The organism is Streptomyces sp. NPDC051136, assembly GCF_044455745.1.
GTDB lineage: Bacteria > Actinomycetota > Actinomycetes > Streptomycetales > Streptomycetaceae > Streptomyces.
The window spans coordinates 88,069-103,904 of sequence record NZ_JBITFE010000007.1 but is presented as its reverse complement, the minus strand read 5'-3'; the positions used below and the strand labels follow the sequence as shown (position 1 = coordinate 103,904).

Sequence of the window (15,836 nt, the reverse complement as noted above, 5' to 3'; positions counted from 1 at the left end):
GAAGAGAGAAGAAGGCAGGTGGCTCCCTGATGGCCGAACAGTTCGTCGGCTCCGGCTGGTCGTTCCCGTTGCGCATCGGACCCACCGGCGGGATCGCCCTCGTCAGCGGCGAGCAGGAGGTGGAGGAGGCCATGCGGCTCGTCCTCGCCACCGCCCCCGGCGAGCGGCCGATGCGGCCCGAGTTCGGCTGCGCCATCCACGACCTGGTCTTCGCCCCGGTCAACGAGCAGACCGCAGGCCGCATCCAGCACGAGGTGTACGTCAGCCTGGACCGCTGGGAGCCGCGCATCGAGGTCCACGACGTCGAGGTCACCACCGGCGCCGGCCAGAACGTCCTCTACATCGACGTGCGTTACTCGATCCGCGGCACCAACAACCCGCGCAGCCTCGTCTTCCCGTTCTACGTCATCCCGTCCCACGACGAGCCCGACCTCCCCGACGGTCCGGCCGGCCTCCCGGGCTCACCCGAAAGCGACCGCTGATGCCCCTGCCCTCCCCCAACCTCGACGACCGCCGCTTCCAGCAGTTCGTCGACGACGCCAAGCGCTACATCCAGCAGCGCGCCCCGGAGTGGACCGACCACAACGTCTCCGACCCCGGCGTCACCCTCGTCGAGACCGTCGCCCACATGGCCGACCAGATCGTCTACCGCCTCAACCGGGTGCCGGAGAAGAACCACCTCGCCTTCCTCGACCTGGTCGGCATCACGCTCTTCCCGCCGTCCGCCGCCCGCACGGACGTCACCTTCTGGCTGTCCGCGCCGCAGGAGGACGCGATCCTGGTCCCCGTCGGCACCGAGGTCGCCACCCTGCGCACCGAACGGGACGAGGCCGTCGTCTTCAGCACCGTCGGCGACCTGACCGTCGTACCGTGCGAACTGAGCCGCCTGGTGGTGCAGCACAGCGGCGAGGCCGTCACCGACCGGACCACGGACCTCGCCGAGGGCAAGGACCTGATGTGCTTCGCCGAGGCCCCCGCCCCGGGCGACTGCATGCTCATCGGCCTCACCAACGCCGTCCCGCACTGCGCGCTCGCCCTCGAACTCGACAGCCGCGTCGACGGCGTCGGCGTCGACCCCCGGCAGCCGCCGCTGGTGTGGGAGGCCTGGACCGAGGACGGCTGGCAGTCCTGCGAGGTCGACCGGGACGGCACCGGCGGCCTCAACCGCCCCGGCGACGTCGTGCTGCACATACCCGGCGGGCACGTCCTGTCCCGCAACGGCGGCCACGAGGCCGGCTGGATCCGCTGCCGGGTCACCGAGGCCCTGCCCGGCCAGCCCTTCTACACCGCCTCACCGACCATCCGCTCCGCCGAGGCCTACACCATCGGCGGCACCACCGGCACCGTCCACGCCGAGACCGTGCACGACGAGGCCCTCGGCGAGTCCACCGGCCTGCCCGGCCAGCGCCTCAGGCTCCAGCACGCCCCCGTCGTCGCCGACGACCCCTCGGTCCTCCTGCAGACCGCCGAGGACGACGGCTGGCAGGACTGGCAGGTCGTCCCGCACTTCGCCGGCTCCCGCCCCGACGACCACCACATCACCCTCGACGCCGCCACCGGCGAGATCTCCTTCGGCCCCGCCGTCCGCGAGGCCGACGGCACCCTGCGCCAGTACGGCACCGTCCCGCCCAAGGGCGCCGTCATCCGCGCCCTGCGCTACCGCACCGGCGGCGGCAGGGCCGGCAACGTCGCCCGCGGCGCCGTGCAGGTCCTGCGCACCTCCATCCCGTACGTCTCCGAGGTCGTCAACCGCGAGGCCGCCCGCGGCGGCGTCGACGGCGAGACCGTCGAGGAGGCGAAACTCCGGGCGCCGATCACCCTGCGCGCCCAGGAACGCGCCGTCACCCTGCGCGACTACGAGGAACTCGCCCGCCGCGCCGCCCCGGAGACCGCCCGCATCACCTGCCTGGAGGGCAAGGAGAACGAATACGGCGCCCACGCCGTCCGCGTCCTCGTCGTCCCCCAGGCCGTGCCCGACCCCGGCGGACGCCTGCGCTTCGAGCAGCTCGTCCCCGGCGACGCCCTCCTCCACCGCATCACCCGCCACCTCGACGAACGCCGCCTCATCGGCACCCGCCTGTCCGTCGGACCGCCCTACTACCAGGGCGTCACCGTCGTCGCCACCATCCATGCCTTCCGCGACGTCGACGCCGACCGCGTCCGCCGCCAGGCCCACGACGCCCTCTACCGCCACCTCGACCCGCTCACCGGCGGCGCCGACGGCAGGGGCTGGCCCTTCGGACGGCCCGTGCAGACCGGCGAGGTCTTCGCCGTGCTCCAGCGCGTGCCCGGCGTCGAACTCGTCGACGAGGTCGTCCTGCACCCCGCCGACCCCCTCACCGGCAAGCGCGGCGACCCCACCGACCGCATCGACCTCGAAGCCCCCGCCCTGGTCTTCTCCTACGACCACCGGGTCCGCGTGATCGGGGACAGCGCGTGACCGCCGCCCCCGCCTCCCACCGGGGCTCCGTCGACGGGCTCGGCTCCTCCCTGCCCATCAGCTCGATGCTGCCCGCCGTCTTCGCCGACGACGACCTCGCCCTGCGCTTCGTCGGCGGCCTCGACGACGTCCTCGCGCCCATCCTCAGCGTCCTGGACTGCCTCGACACCTACTTCGACCCCGCCCTCACCCCGGCCGACTTCGCCCAGTGGCTCGGCACCTGGGTGGGCGCCGAGACCGACGGCACCGAACCCGAGGACCGGCTGCGCGCCGCCGTCGCCGCCGCCGCCCGGCTGCACCGCGTACGCGGCACCCGGCAGGGCCTGTCCGAGGCCGTCCGGCTGGCCTTCGGCGTCGAGCCGGAGATCACCGAGAGCGGCGGCGCCGAATGGAACGCCCGGCCCCTCGGACCGTTCCCCGGCCGGCCCCGCCCCTACCTGCACGTCACCCTCCGGCTGCCCGACCCGAAACCGGCCGACACCCATCGCCTGGACGCCCTCGTCGCCGCCGCCCGTCCCGCCCACATGCCCTACACGGTCGAAGTGACCGCCTCCGAAAGGACCCCGGAGAGATGACCACGCAGAACTGCGCCGAGTGCGGAACCCGCGCGGAACCGGGCCAGTCCTTCTGCGACGCGTGCGGCGCCGTACTCAGCTGGGAGCAGACCGGTGCCGCCCGCACCGCGCAGCCCGCGGCCGCCACCACCGACCAGAACCCCGGCTTCGACGCCTTCGCCGGCTCCGGCACGCCCCCCGCCCGCACCGCCCGCACCGCACCCGCGCCCGCCGCCGAACCGCCGGGCACCCTCGGGGACAACCCGACCCTGCCCCAGCCACGCCGCCCCGCGGACCCGTCGGCCGACCCGCACCCCGGCGACCCGGCCGGCACCGGAACCCCGCCGGACGCCGCACCGGACGACACCGGCCACGCGGACACCCCGGACCCGTCGGCCCCACCCACCACCGCGGCCACCGCACCCGCCACACCCACCGCGGCCACTGCACCCACCGCGGCCGCCCGCACCCGCGACACCGACGAGACCGCCCCCACCGCCCCGGTGCCCCCGGCCACCGCACCCGCCCCGAACGGCCTCAGCGACACCATGTCCGACCGGGCCCGCTCCCTCCTCGTCCCCGTCGCCGAACCCGGGGCCCCCGCCCCGGCCGCACCCCCCGCCGTCGCCCCCGTCCTGCCCGGCCGCCCCGACGCCGACCGGCCGCAGGTCCGCGCCCCCGGCCACCAGCCGGACATCGCCAACGGCCCGCCCTGCCCCTGGTGCTCCACGCCCAACCGCCCCGACCGCCACTACTGCGCCCGCTGCGCCATGCCCCTCGTCGCGAGCGGCGACCAGGCGACCGTGCGCGCCCCCTGGTGGCGCCGGCTCTTCGGCGGACGCCGCCGCGAGACCCCCTGGGCCGGCGACCGGCCCCGCCTGCGCCGCGTCTTCGACCGCATCGGCACCTGGATCACCGTCGCCGTCGTCGCCGTCCTCGCGGTCCTCGGCTTCATGTACATCCCCGACGGCATCGACAACACCCGCGACCACTTCGCCAAGCGCGCTCCCGTCTCCCCCGACGGCATCAAGGCGTCGCACTCCTTCCCCGGCCACAAGCCCGAGCTCCTCATCGACAAGCTCAGCAACACCTGGTGGGGTCCCGGCATCTCGCAGTCCGGCCAGGGCGAGTGGGTCGAGGCCACCTTCACCGAACCGACCCGCCTGCTGGACGTGATCATCACCCCGGGCGTCTCCTCCCGCGCCAACAAACTGCAGGAGTCCGCCCTCCCCCACCGCATCAAGGCGACGATCACCATGAAGGACGGGTCGGTGAAGACCCGCGACCTCACCCTCGACCAGGGTGCGGGCGGCCAGCGACGCCCCTTCCGCGTCGGCGAGGTCACCAAGGTCCGCTTCACCATCGAATCCGCCCACGCGGCCTCCGCCGACAAGCAGGTGGCCATCTCCGAGATCGAGTTCTTCGGCCCCTCCAGCGCCAACCGCTCCTCCTGACCCACCCACACGCCGACGCCCCCGCGATCACGGATCGCGGGGGCGTCGTCCTGCCGTGCTGGAGCCCCCTGTCGGATTCGAACCGACGACCTACGCATTACAAGTGCGTTGCTCTGGCCATCTGAGCTAAGGAGGCACGCGCGCGGTGCCGCGCGCGGAGGCTGCTCCACTGTACACAGGGCCGGTGAACGATGTGATTCGAAAATTTCGGCGAAATTCACAGACTTCCAGCTACTGACAGATCAGGTGAACGCCGGGTACCGTCCTGCTCAGCTTCACCCGTGTGGACTACACCACCACCTTCCTACAACGGATCGTCCGGCACGTTCCTGCCGGTAGAAGGGGGCCCTTTCACCATGGCCACAGTTACGTTCGACAAGGCGACCCGTGTGTACCCGGGTTCCACCAAGCCCGCCGTCGACGGTCTCGACATCGACATCGCGGACGGTGAGTTCCTCGTCCTGGTCGGCCCGTCCGGTTGTGGCAAGTCCACCTCGCTGCGGATGCTCGCGGGGCTCGAGGACGTGAACGGCGGTGCCATCCGCATCGGTGACCGCGACGTGACGCACCTGCCGCCGAAGGACCGGGACATCGCCATGGTGTTCCAGAACTACGCGCTGTACCCGCACATGTCCGTCGCCGACAACATGGGCTTCGCGCTCAAGATCGCCGGCGTCAACAAGGCGGAGATCCGGCAGAAGGTCGAGGAGGCCGCGAAGATCCTCGACCTCACCGAGTACCTGGACCGCAAGCCGAAGGCGCTCTCCGGCGGTCAGCGCCAGCGAGTGGCGATGGGCCGCGCGATCGTGCGTGAGCCGCAGGTGTTCCTCATGGACGAGCCGCTGTCCAACCTGGACGCCAAGCTCCGTGTGTCCACCCGTACGCAGATCGCCTCGCTCCAGCGCCGCCTGGGCATCACCACCGTCTACGTCACCCACGACCAGGTCGAGGCCATGACGATGGGCGACCGGGTGGCGGTCCTCAAGGACGGTCTGCTCCAGCAGGTCGACACCCCGCGGAACATGTACGACAGGCCCGCGAACCTCTTCGTCGCCGGCTTCATCGGCTCCCCGGCCATGAACCTGGTCGAGGTCCCGATCACCGACGGCGGCGTGAAGTTCGGCAACAGCGTCGTCCCGGTCAACCGCGACGCCCTGAAGGCCGCCGCGGACAAGGGCGACCGCACCGTCACCGTCGGTGTCCGCCCGGAGCACTTCGACGTGGTGGAGCTGGACGGCGGCGTGTCGAAGACCCTGACGAAGGACTCGGCGGACGCCCCGGCCGGTCTCGCGGTCTCGGTGAACGTCGTCGAGGAGACCGGCGCCGACGGCTACATCTACGGCACGGTCGACGTCAGCGGCGAGACGAAGGACCTCGTGGTCCGCGTCAGCAGCCGCGCGGTGCCGGAGAAGGGCGCGACCGTCCACGTGGTGCCGCGTCCGGGCGAGACGCACGTGTTCTCGTCCTCCACGGGCGAGCGCCTCACCGACTGACGGCGTCCCTACGGGAAAATCCCCCGGGAAACCTCCCGTTGAGAAACCACGCGACCGGGTGATTCGGCCCGTGTTGACGAAAAGAGCCCCGCGGCCTGCTGCGGGGCTCTTTTCGTTGTCGACAATTACCCCGGCACAACGGACGTTTCGACCGGTGTTCGTCAACCCCCTATCCCGTTCTCGCCCGCTCTTCATCCCCCGATGGGGTGACTAAATGTCGCCAAATCATTACCGGGCGCTACCCTCACTCGCGTGAAGCACTCCGTGAAGCACTCCACCACCCGACAGACGCGACGCGGCCGGGGCCCCGCCCGCCGGATCGGCCGCTCTCTCGCCTTCGTCCTGCCCGTCGTCCTGGTGCTCTCCGGGACTCTCGCGGTCACCCGCGTCGACTGGTCCGGGGATCCCTCGGACTCGGTGCTCGCCGCGTCGGAGGCCTCGTCCTCCAAGGCGTCCTCCGCCCGCGTCGCCCGCGCCCCGCACGAGGTGCTGCGCGACCGGCTGCTGACCGAGCTGCAGGAGGAGGACCCGGGCGTCGCGCTCACCCACCTCCAGCAGGCGGTGAACGAGCGCCCGTCGCTGGCCGACCACTGCGCGACCATCGCCCGCGCCCTCGGCCGCGCCGCGGTGAAGGTGTACGGCCCGACGCGCGCCCAGTCGTACGCCCGCCCCGTCTGCGACACCGCCTTCGCCTCGGGCGTCCTGGCCGCGCACAGCTGAGCACCCTTCGGGGGCGGGCGGAGGCGCCGCGTACAGTTCGGGCATGACCGATCCGAGCGCCGCGTCCCGCCGCCCCGTGCAAGCCGTCGTCCTGGCCGGCGGGCAGGGTTCCCGGCTGCGCCCCTACACCGACGACCGGCCGAAGCCGATGGTCGAGATCCCGGGCACCGGGACTCCGATCATCGGCCATCAGCTCGCCTGGCTCGCCGAGGAGGGCGTCACCGACGTCGTGGTCTCCTGCGGTCATCTGGCCGAGGTGCTGCAGAAGTGGCTGGAGAGCGCCGACCTGCCGCTCTCCGTCACGACCGTCGTGGAGACCGAGCCGCTGGGCCGCGGCGGCGGCCTCAGGTACGCCGCCGCCCACCTCCCGCACCCGGACCGGGCCTGGTACGCGACCAACGGCGACATCTGGACCCGTTTCTCGCTGCGCGACATGGCCGACTTCCACGCCGAGCGGGACGCCGTCGCGACCCTCGCCCTGGCCCGTCCGCGGCTGCCGTGGGGTGCCGTGCAGACGGACGGCTTCGGCCACATCACCGACTTCATCGAGGCACCGCCGTCGACGGTCGAGATCAACGCGGGCGTGTACGTCTTCTCGCCGGAGTTCGCCGCGATGCTCCCGGAGCGCGGCGACCACGAGCGCACCACCTTCCCACGGCTGGCCCGCGAGCGCCGGCTGGCCGGTTTCCCGATCCCGCAGGGCTCCTACTGGCGGGCGATCGACACCGCGAAGGACCTGACGGAGGCGGCCGGGGAACTGGCGGCCCTGGGCGGCCGCTGAGCGGCCCCGCAGCCGGGCGGTACGACAACGGAGCAGGGCCCCGCACGCGTGGTGCGGGGCCCTGCTGTGCTCCCCCGGCCGCGGGGTGCGGCGAGCGCGGGGACGGCGGGCGTCAGCCCAGGAGGCCGCCCACCAGGCGGCTACCGGGCTCCCCGGTGGTCGACGAGCCGCCGCCGTCACCGCTCCCGGTGCCGCCGGTGCCGCCGGTGGAGCCGCCGCCGGACGAGGTGCCGCCCGAGGTCGGCCCCGCCGTGGTGCTCGGCGCCTGGCCGGCCGGGGCGGAGTGGCGGGGCGGGGCCTGGCCCGTGGTGCCCTGGGTCTGGCTGGGCATGCCGCCGCCGGTGGCGGTGCCGCTGCTGTCGCGGGTCGCTCCCGGCGCGGTGGCGTCGTCCCCGGCGGGGGCGGACGCGCCGCTGGTGGCGCCCTGGGTGGGCGAGGCGGAGGCCTCCGGGGAGGAGGTCTTCGTCGTGCGGGCGCCGGGTTCCTGCGGGAGCGGCGAGCCGGGCAGTTCGTTGCGCGGGGCCTCGCCGGGCCCGGGGACGACCACGCGGTCGGCGTCCCGCACGGCACCGCCGAGGACGGAGCCGACGAGGAGGGTCACACCGGCGACCAGGAAGGTGATGACGGCGCCGCGGCGCAGGACGTAGCGGCGCAGGTCCCAGATGTCGGAGCGGGGACCGAGCCGGCGCCAGGCGCTGCCCGCGAGCCTGCCGTCCACGGAGTAGACGGGGGCCCCGGCGATGATCAGCGGGGACCAGGCGGCGAGGTAGATGATGTCGGGCGCGTCGTAGACCGGGACGCTCTTCCAACTGACGGTGACGAGCAGCGCGGCGGACAGGGCGGCGCCGATGACGGCGGCCACGCGCTGCCAGCAGCCGAGGACGGTCAGGACGCCCACCAGCACCTGGAGGAAGGCGATGACCAGCCCGGCGCCCACGGGGTGGCCGAGGGCGAACTGGCGCAGCGGTTCGGCGACGTCCCAGGGGTGCAGGGTGTTGAGCCACTTCACCATGGAGCCGCGTTCGCCGCCGTCGAAGTAGACGGGGTCGCAGAGCTTGCCCATGCCGGCGTAGATGGAGATGAAGCCGAGGAAGACCCGCAGCGGCAGCAGTACGACGCCCAGGTTCATGCGGCGGCCGGGGAAGTAGGCGTGCCGGGCCGGGTCGTCGGTGCGGCGCCTGCTGCGGGGCTCGCCCTGCTCCGTGTCCTCGAGACCGTCGGGGTCGTAGCCGTCGGGGCGGTAGCCCTCGGCGGACGCGAAGTCGTCGTCGTAGGCAGGGCCGTCGTAGGGAGGTCCGTCGTAGCCGGGCTCGTCGTAGGCGCTGCCGACGGTGCGCATGGCGGGCAGCAGCCGGGTGCCGTCGGGCACGGGGCCGCGCTGGGCGCCGACGAGGGGGGTTTCGAGCGTCTGGGTGGCGGGGCCGTCGTCGTAGCCGAGGGGGCCGCCGTCGAGGCCGACCCGGGGGATGACCTGAGTCGCCCCGGCGTCGGCGACCGGCTCGTCGGCGTGGTGGCCGGCCCCCGCCCGCACCGCCTGGAGCAGCCGGTGCGCGCCGGTGTCGTCCGGGTCGGAGCGTCCGCTCCACACGACGGCACGGCGGCGGCCCGGGGCGGCGGGCATGCGGGCGGTGTCCTGGGTGGCGCTCAGGTGCCGCGCGATCCGCGGGGACTGGGTCCGCCGCGCGGAGGCACCGAACTGCACGCGGAAACTCGCGTGGTTGACGATGACCTGGGCCGGATCGCTCGGCACCTTCACCATGCTCAGCGCGGGAGCGTCGTCGTATCCCGACGAGCGGTCCCCCGTGGGTGTGCGGGGTGTTCTGGTGTCCACACTCATCTAACCGAGTGATGTGTCGTTAGGACACTGCCTTGACCGCCCCGATCTGTCCGGACCGCGTCAAGCATGTCCGGACAGCCTCGAACGCCCCGTTCGAGCTATACGCCGAACACGCGTTCAGGAACGCCGACGCGCCGCCTCGTACAGCACGATCCCCGCCGCCACACCGGCGTTCAGCGACTCGGCGCCACCCGGCATCGGGATCCGCACCCGGACGTCGCAGGTCTCGCCGACGAGCCGGGACAGACCCTTGCCCTCGCTGCCGACGACGATGACGACGGGGCCGTCCAGCGCCTCCAGGTCACCGAGTTCGGCCTCGCCGTCGGCGGCGAGACCGACGACCGTGATGCCGGCCTTCTGGTACGTCTCCAGCGCCCGGGTGAGGTTGGTGGCGCGGGCCACCGGCGTACGTGCGGCGGTACCGGCGGACGTCTTCCACGCGCCCGCCGTCATGCCGGCCGCGCGCCGCTCGGGCACGACGACGCCATGGCCGCCGAAGGCGGAGACGGAGCGGACCACGGCACCGAGGTTGCGCGGGTCGGTCACGCCGTCGAGGGCGACGATCAGCGGGTCCACGCCCTCGTCGTGAGCGGCGGCGACCAGGTCCTCGGGGTGCGCGTACTCGTACGGCGGCACCTGGAGCACGAGCCCCTGGTGGTTGAGCCCGTTGGTCATCCGGTCCAGCTCGGGGCGCGGCGCCTCCATGAGGTTGATGCCACCGCGTTCGGCGGCGAGCTGGAGGGCCTCGCGCACCCGCTCGTCGTTGTCGATGAACTGCTGGACGTAGAGCGTCGAGGCGGGCACGCCCTCGCGCAGCGCCTCGTAGACCGGGTTGCGGCCGACGACCAGCTCGGACGTCGAGCGGCCGCCGCCGCGCCGCTGCTGCGGGCGGCCCGTGGCGCGGCGCGCCTTGGCGTTGGCGGCGCGCTGCTTGGCGTGCCCCTTGCGCATCTCGGCGGGGGGCGTGGGCCCCTTGCCTTCCAGGCCCCGGCGTCGCTGGCCGCCGCTGCCGACCTGCGCGCCCTTCTTGCCGGACATGCGGCGGTTGTTCGCGGCCATGAGTACCTGTCTCCGCTCTTCGCGTCTTCGGGGTGGTGCTTGCGTCTCGTGCGCTGTTGTTCGTCTTGTGCGGTGTTCGTGTCTTATGCAGTGTGCCGCCCGGAGGGCCGGGCGGCACAATCGATCTACGGTCCGGCTCGCGCCGCCCGGCCGGGTCAGCGGGAGCCGAGGCTCCAGCGGGGCCCCTGCGGGCTGTCCTCGATGACCAGTCCGGACTGCCCGAGCTGGTCGCGGATGGCGTCCGCGGTCGGCCAGTCCTTGCGCGCCCGGGCGGCCTCGCGCTGGTCGAGCACGAGCCGTACGAGGCTGTCGACGACGTGCCGCAGGTCCTCGCCCTGCTCCTGCTCACCGGCCCACCGCGGGTCCAGCGGGTCCAGACCGAGGACGCCGAGCATGGCGCGGACCTCGGCGAGGCGGGCGACGGCGGCGTCCTTGTCGTCTGCGGCCAGCGCGCTGTTGCCCTGCCGGACGGTGGTGTGCACGATCGCCAGCGCCTGCGGGACGCCCAGGTCGTCGTCCATCGCCTCGGCGAAGGCGGGCGGCACCTCGGCGGCGGGCTCGACGACGTGGCCGGCCAGCTCGGTGACGCGCTGCACGAAGCCCTCGATGCGCCCGTACGCCGACTCGGCCTCGCGCAGGGACTCCTCGCTGTACTCGATGGTGGAGCGGTAGTGCGGCGTGCCCAGGTAGTACCGGAGCACGACCGGCCGCCACTTCTTCACCATCTCGCTCACGAGCACGCTGTTGCCGAGCGACTTGGACATCTTCTCGCCGCTCATGGTGACCCAGGCGTTGTGCACCCAGTAGCGGGCGAAGGCGTCGCCGAAGCCCTTGGCCTGCGCGATCTCGTTCTCGTGGTGCGGGAAGATCAGGTCGATCCCGCCCCCGTGGATGTCGAACTCCTCGCCCAGGTACTTGTGCGCCATGGCGGAGCACTCCAGGTGCCAGCCGGGCCGCCCCCGGCCCCACGGCGTCTCCCAGCTGGGCTCCCCGGGCTTGGCCGCCTTCCACATGGCGAAGTCGCGCGGGTCCCGCTTGCCGGTCTCGCCGTCCTCGGAGGGCTGGCGCAGGTCGTCGATGTCCTGGTTGGACAGCGACAGGTAGCCCGGCAGGGACCGCACGTCGAAGTAGACGTTGCCGTCGGCCTCGTAGGCGTGCCCGCGCTCGATGAGGCCGCGCATCATCTCGACCATCTCGGTGATGTGGCCCGTGGCGCGCGGCTCGTACGTCGGCGGCAGGCAGCCGAGGGCGGCGTAGGCGTCATTGAACGCCCGCTCGTTCTCGTAACCGATGGACCACCAGGGGCGGTTCTGCTCGGCCGCCTTCCTGATGATCTTGTCGTCGATGTCGGTGACGTTGCGGACGAACGTGACGTCGTAGCCGCGGTACGCGAACCAGCGGCGCATGATGTCGAAGTTCAGCCCCGACCGGATGTGCCCGATGTGCGGGGCGGCCTGCACGGTGGCACCACACAGGTAGATCGAGACGCAGCCCGGCGTGAGGGGGGCGAAGTCACGGATCTGCCGGGCGCTGGTGTCGTACAGGCGAATAGTCACGCGTCCAGGGTAGTAGGCGCCGGGCAGTGCCCAGGGCACACATCCCGCGTTGTTGCCGGACCGAGTCGCAACCCGGGCCGCCGTTCCCCCGAGCCGAACCTCGACGCGAGCACGGGGCGCCCACCCGTCCCACCGAGCCCCGACGCCCAGGCGACGCCCTCCTGTCCCCTCGAGCCCCGACGCCGAGGCGGCGAGCTCTTGTCCCCGCGAGTCGGGTGGCGGGTGGGCACGGGCGGGGTCCAGGGGCGGAGCCCCTGGCGGGGTGCGGGGCGGAGCCCCGCACAGCGGGGCGACGCGGGGCGCCAACAAGCTCAGGGCACCGACAAGGCACCGCGCCCGGCGCTAAGACACCCGTACGACCAACGCCGTGGCCACCGCCATCAGCCCCTCCCCCCGCCCGGGAAACCCCAGCCCGTCCGTCGTCGCCCCCGACACGGACACCGGCGCCCCCACCGCCGCGGACAGCACGGCCTGCGCCTCGTCCCGCCGCTTGCCGATCTTCGGCCTCGCCCCGACCACCTGGACCGCGACGTTCCCGATCCGGAACCCCGCCGCCCGCACGATCCGCGCCGCCTCGGTCAGCAGCGTCACCCCGGACGCCCCGGACCACTCCGGCCGCCCGGTGCCGAAGTGCTGCCCGAGGTCCCCGACCCCCGCCGCGGAGAACAGCGCGTTGCACGCCGCGTGCGCGACGACGTCCGCGTCGGAGTGCCCGGCGAGCCCGGGCCCCTCGCCCTCCCACTTCAGCCCGGCGCACCACAGCTCACGCCCGTCCTCGAAGGCGTGGATGTCCGTCCCGATCCCGACCTGCGGCAGCACCGTCCCGCCCGCCCCGGAACCCGCGGACCCGCCCGAAACCCCAGACCTCACACCCTCAGATCCCTCAAGCCCCTCAGAACCCTCAAGCCCCTCAGAACCCATCGTTCAGCCTCCTGCGCGCCAGTACGGCCTCCGCCAGCACCAGGTCCAGCGGGCGCGTCACCTTGAACGCCTCCTCGTGCCCCGGCACCACCACCACCGCGAGCCCGAGCTGCTCCACCATGCTCGCGTCGTCGGTGACGTCGTCGGTCACGGTCTCGTGGGCCCGCACCAGCGTGGCGCGGTCGAAGCCCTGCGGGGTCTGGACCGCGCGCAGCCGTGCCCGCTCCGGCGTCGCCACCACCGGCTCCGGCCCGCCCGGCACCGCGGCGGGCTCGACCTGCTTGACGGTGTCGGCGAGCGGCACCGCCGGCACCACGGCGGGCGCGCCCTCGCGTACGGCCTCGATCACGGCATCCACCGTGTCCACCGGCACCAGCGGCCGGGCCGCGTCGTGCACGAGGACGATGTCGTACTCGGCGGGCAGCGCGTCCAGGCCGAGCCGTACGGACTCCTGCCGGGTCTCGCCGCCGGGCACCACGAGGAAGTCCGTCCGGTCGGGCAGGGCGTGCACGTCGAGGAGGTTCTTGACCTCGGCCGCGCCGTCGGGCGGGGCGACGACCACGACGAGGGAGACGCCGCGGGAGGCGGCCATCGCCCGGACCGCGTGGATGAGCATGGGCGTGCCGCCCAGAGCGCGCAGCGCCTTGGGCGCGCCCGGACCGAGCCGTACGCCCCGGCCGGCGGCGGGGATCACGGCGGCGGTCCTGGCCCGCGCACGGTCCGCGGCGGGCGCCCCGGCAGCGGTCTCGGCCGGTGCCCCGGCAGTGGTGTCGGTGGGCGAGGGACGCGATTCGTCAGACATCGGTTCCTGTCAGGTTTGTGTGCTCGACCTAGTTGGGTATGGCCTCACCGTGCCGGGCGCGATGCCTTGACCGGACCCTTCCGTGACCCTGGTCGAGCCAGCAGCCCGGGCCCGGCACGCCAGGACCCGGGGAGAGCCTTCCCGGGATGAGCGTACGAGGATCATGGGCATCCGGACGTCCGGATGCCGCGGACCGGATCCGGGTACGAACATGCCGCAGCGCCCGGCGACAGCAAGGATGTCATCGGGCACCGCGGCATTTCAGTGCGCTGAACCGAGTGGCTGACGGTCTGCGCCTCGCCTCGGATCCAGTCGGATCAGGAGGCGAGCACCTCGTCGAGCAGGGCCTCCGCCTTGTCCTCGTTGGTGTTCTCCGCGAGAGCCAGCTCGCTCACCAGGATCTGGCGGGCCTTGGCGAGCATGCGCTTCTCACCTGCGGAGAGTCCGCGCTCGCGCTCGCGGCGCCACAGGTCGCGTACGACTTCCGCGACCTTGATGACGTCGCCGGAGGCGAGCTTCTCCAGGTTTGCCTTGTAACGACGCGACCAGTTCGTGGGCTCTTCGGCGTACGGCGCGCGCAGTACCTCGAAGACCCGGTCCAGCCCGTCCTGACCGACCACATCACGTACGCCGACGAACTCCGCATTGTCCGCTGGCACACGTACCGTCAGGTCGCCCTGGGCGACCTTCAGCACCAAGTAGGTCTTGTCCACGCCTTTGATCTGGCGAGTTTCGATAGCCTCGATCAGCGCGGCCCCGTGATGGGGATAGACCACGGTGTCGCCAACCTTGAACGTCATGTGACAGGTACCCCTTCCGTGGCTATCCAGAGTAACACGGAAACTGCGTCTTCTGAATGGCGTTTTCGCAGGTCAGGGCATATCTCGGGGCTTGACAACAGCAACAGGAACGTGCTGCGGCGGGCGAGCGGAAGAAAGTATTCGCAGGTCGGAGCCGCTCTTCAGGCCGGGCGAAACACGCGCGTCACACACAACCGGAGCCCCCGCCACCCGCCCGAAGATCCCGATATGTCCGGTTCCGCGTGTGCGACTCCCGCTACTCCGTTCGGTGACCGTGGCGGGGTTCCGGTCGAATCCGGAATTGATCACGAGGGGCGCCGCCCGATCCGCCGGTGATCAATTCCGCGGCCGTCCGCGCATTCCTTCACAGAGATTTCGCGTGCCGATCCACAACCGGTATGGCGGAGGCTTCCCAGCTGAATGTCGGACGAGTCCGCGCCGCAAAACGACGCCCGGCGGGGCGGCGCACCGCTCCGCGACCGCCCCCCGTGGCAGGTCCGTGCCCTACCGCCTGCCGGGCGAAGCCGGGGGTCTTCGGGGAGGGTCGGGTGCGGCGGCCCGAGAACGGCTCGGTAGCCTAAGGCCGCTGACAGCCACTTAGGGCGGCTTTATCCGTTGCCGCCACCCCGCTCGAGTCCAAGGAGTTGCCGCCGCCGTGAGCAGCAGCCTTCGACGCGGTGCCCTCGCCGCCGCCGCCATCGCGTTCTCGATCGCCTCGCTCGCCGCGTGCGGTGCCGGTCACAACGCCCAGACGCTGGAGATCAAGCCGGACCACGCCGCGACGAGCGTCGGGGACATCGAGGTCCAGAACGCCGTCGTCATCACGCAGCCGGACCTGGAGTCGACCGGCCCGGCCGTGGTCGCCGTCACCCTCTTCAACAACGGGACGACGCCGCAGACCCTCGAGTCCGTCACCGTCCCGGGCACCGGCAAGTCCGCCGAGCTCAAGCCCGCCAAGGGCGAGAAGGGCGACCTGACCGTCCCGGCCGGCGGCCGGCTGATCATCGGCGGCAAGGACAACGCCGCCGCCGTGCTCCCGAGCAGCCGCGAGGCGCTCCAGGACGGCAACGCGCAGAAGATCACCTTCACCTTCAGCAAGACCGGCGACGTGAGCCTGCGCGCGCTCGTCGTCCCCGCCGAGAGCTACTTCGCCGACTGGGGCCCCAGCGACGTCCCGGCGGCCCCGGGCGCGTCGGCGCAGCCCTCCGGGGAGGCCTCCGCACAGACCTCGGGCGAGCCGTCCGACGGCGAGTCCTCGGGCGCCCCGGCCGGCGAGGAGTCCTCGGGCGGCCCGTCGGCCGGCGCGACGGCCTCCGGCGAGGCGGACGAGGCCGGCAGCGGCTCGGCCGACGACGGCTCCCAGGAGACCGGCACGGGCACCGAAGCCGGCCACTGAGCACCGCAGGCACCTACGCATAC

14 protein-coding genes and 1 tRNA gene are annotated in these 15,836 nt (G+C 72.7%); 8 read left to right on the top strand and 7 right to left on the bottom strand.

The annotated features are described in order from the left end of the window. The first annotated feature begins 29 nt into the window (after nt 1-29). The 4 genes from ACIBCJ_RS21030 to ACIBCJ_RS21015 all read left to right on the top strand — a co-directional run bounded on the left by ACIBCJ_RS21030 (nt 30) and on the right by ACIBCJ_RS21015 (nt 4,448). Nucleotides 30-482: a GPW/gp25 family protein gene (locus tag ACIBCJ_RS21030; RefSeq protein WP_133890646.1), complete on the top strand. Its 453-nt coding sequence runs from the start codon at nt 30-32 to the stop codon at nt 480-482. After that, nucleotides 482-2,440 carry a putative baseplate assembly protein gene (locus ACIBCJ_RS21025; protein ID WP_362505738.1) on the top strand — a complete coding sequence of 653 codons (1,959 nt, stop codon included), beginning with the start codon at nt 482-484 and terminating at the stop codon, nt 2,438-2,440. Before ACIBCJ_RS21030 ends, ACIBCJ_RS21025 begins: the two co-directional genes overlap by 1 nt. Nucleotides 2,441-2,505: 65 nt before the next feature. Beyond that, entirely contained in the window at nt 2,506-3,015 is a 510-nt protein-coding gene (locus ACIBCJ_RS21020) for a phage tail protein (protein WP_166662138.1), read from the top strand. After that, on the top strand, nt 3,012-4,448 hold the full coding sequence (locus ACIBCJ_RS21015; protein WP_365980801.1) for an NADase-type glycan-binding domain-containing protein: 1,437 nt from the start codon (nt 3,012-3,014) through the stop codon (nt 4,446-4,448). Before ACIBCJ_RS21020 ends, ACIBCJ_RS21015 begins: the two co-directional genes overlap by 4 nt. 59 nt (nt 4,449-4,507) lie before the next feature. On the opposite strand, the gene ACIBCJ_RS21010 is transcribed toward ACIBCJ_RS21015, so the two are convergent. Then, nucleotides 4,508-4,584 (bottom strand) — tRNA-Thr (locus ACIBCJ_RS21010). Between the two features lie 220 nt (nt 4,585-4,804). Between ACIBCJ_RS21010 and msiK the strand changes: the two genes are divergently transcribed. The 3 genes from msiK (at nt 4,805) to ACIBCJ_RS20995 (ending at nt 7,442) form a co-directional block, all read left to right on the top strand. Then, the gene (gene msiK / locus ACIBCJ_RS21005; protein WP_362101758.1) at nt 4,805-5,941 is read left to right on the top strand and encodes a diacetylchitobiose ABC transporter ATP-binding protein MsiK; all 1,137 of its coding nucleotides are present in this window, start codon (nt 4,805-4,807) and stop codon (nt 5,939-5,941) included. A 252-nt stretch (nt 5,942-6,193) separates the two neighbouring features. Then, a complete protein-coding gene (locus ACIBCJ_RS21000) occupies nt 6,194-6,661 on the top strand; it encodes a hypothetical protein (RefSeq protein WP_243860309.1) in 468 nt (155 codons plus the stop codon). A gap of 43 nt (nt 6,662-6,704) precedes the next feature. Continuing rightward, the gene (locus ACIBCJ_RS20995) at nt 6,705-7,442 is read left to right on the top strand and encodes a nucleotidyltransferase family protein (protein ID WP_362101764.1); all 738 of its coding nucleotides are present in this window, start codon (nt 6,705-6,707) and stop codon (nt 7,440-7,442) included. A gap of 112 nt (nt 7,443-7,554) precedes the next feature. Here ACIBCJ_RS20995 and ACIBCJ_RS20990 read toward each other — a convergent pair whose 3' ends face one another. The 6 genes from ACIBCJ_RS20990 to ACIBCJ_RS20965 form a co-directional block, all read right to left on the bottom strand. Then, a complete protein-coding gene (locus ACIBCJ_RS20990) occupies nt 7,555-9,279 on the bottom strand; it encodes a DoxX family membrane protein (RefSeq protein WP_365980802.1) in 1,725 nt (574 codons plus the stop codon). A 117-nt stretch (nt 9,280-9,396) separates the two neighbouring features. Next, on the bottom strand, nt 9,397-10,338 hold the full coding sequence (rlmB, locus tag ACIBCJ_RS20985; protein WP_362101769.1) for a 23S rRNA (guanosine(2251)-2'-O)-methyltransferase RlmB: 942 nt from the start codon (nt 10,336-10,338) through the stop codon (nt 9,397-9,399). A 155-nt stretch (nt 10,339-10,493) separates the two neighbouring features. Continuing rightward, complete coding sequence (cysS, locus tag ACIBCJ_RS20980; protein WP_362101772.1) at nt 10,494-11,894, bottom strand: cysteine--tRNA ligase; 1,401 nt, start codon at nt 11,892-11,894, stop codon at nt 10,494-10,496. Between the two features lie 342 nt (nt 11,895-12,236). Beyond that, nucleotides 12,237-12,815, bottom strand: a complete 579-nt coding sequence (gene ispF / locus ACIBCJ_RS20975) for a 2-C-methyl-D-erythritol 2,4-cyclodiphosphate synthase (RefSeq protein ID WP_365980803.1) — start codon at nt 12,813-12,815, stop codon at nt 12,237-12,239. After that, complete coding sequence (gene ispD / locus ACIBCJ_RS20970; protein ID WP_362101778.1) at nt 12,805-13,617, bottom strand: 2-C-methyl-D-erythritol 4-phosphate cytidylyltransferase; 813 nt, start codon at nt 13,615-13,617, stop codon at nt 12,805-12,807. Before ispD ends, ispF begins: the two co-directional genes overlap by 11 nt. 317 nt (nt 13,618-13,934) lie before the next feature. Further along, the gene (locus ACIBCJ_RS20965; RefSeq protein ID WP_003953493.1) at nt 13,935-14,417 is read right to left on the bottom strand and encodes a CarD family transcriptional regulator; all 483 of its coding nucleotides are present in this window, start codon (nt 14,415-14,417) and stop codon (nt 13,935-13,937) included. A gap of 655 nt (nt 14,418-15,072) precedes the next feature. On the opposite strand from ACIBCJ_RS20965, the gene ACIBCJ_RS20960 reads away from it, so the two are divergent. Beyond that, nucleotides 15,073-15,813, top strand: a complete 741-nt coding sequence (locus ACIBCJ_RS20960; RefSeq protein WP_362101781.1) for a DUF461 domain-containing protein — start codon at nt 15,073-15,075, stop codon at nt 15,811-15,813. The last annotated feature ends 23 nt before the right edge of the window (nt 15,814-15,836 follow it).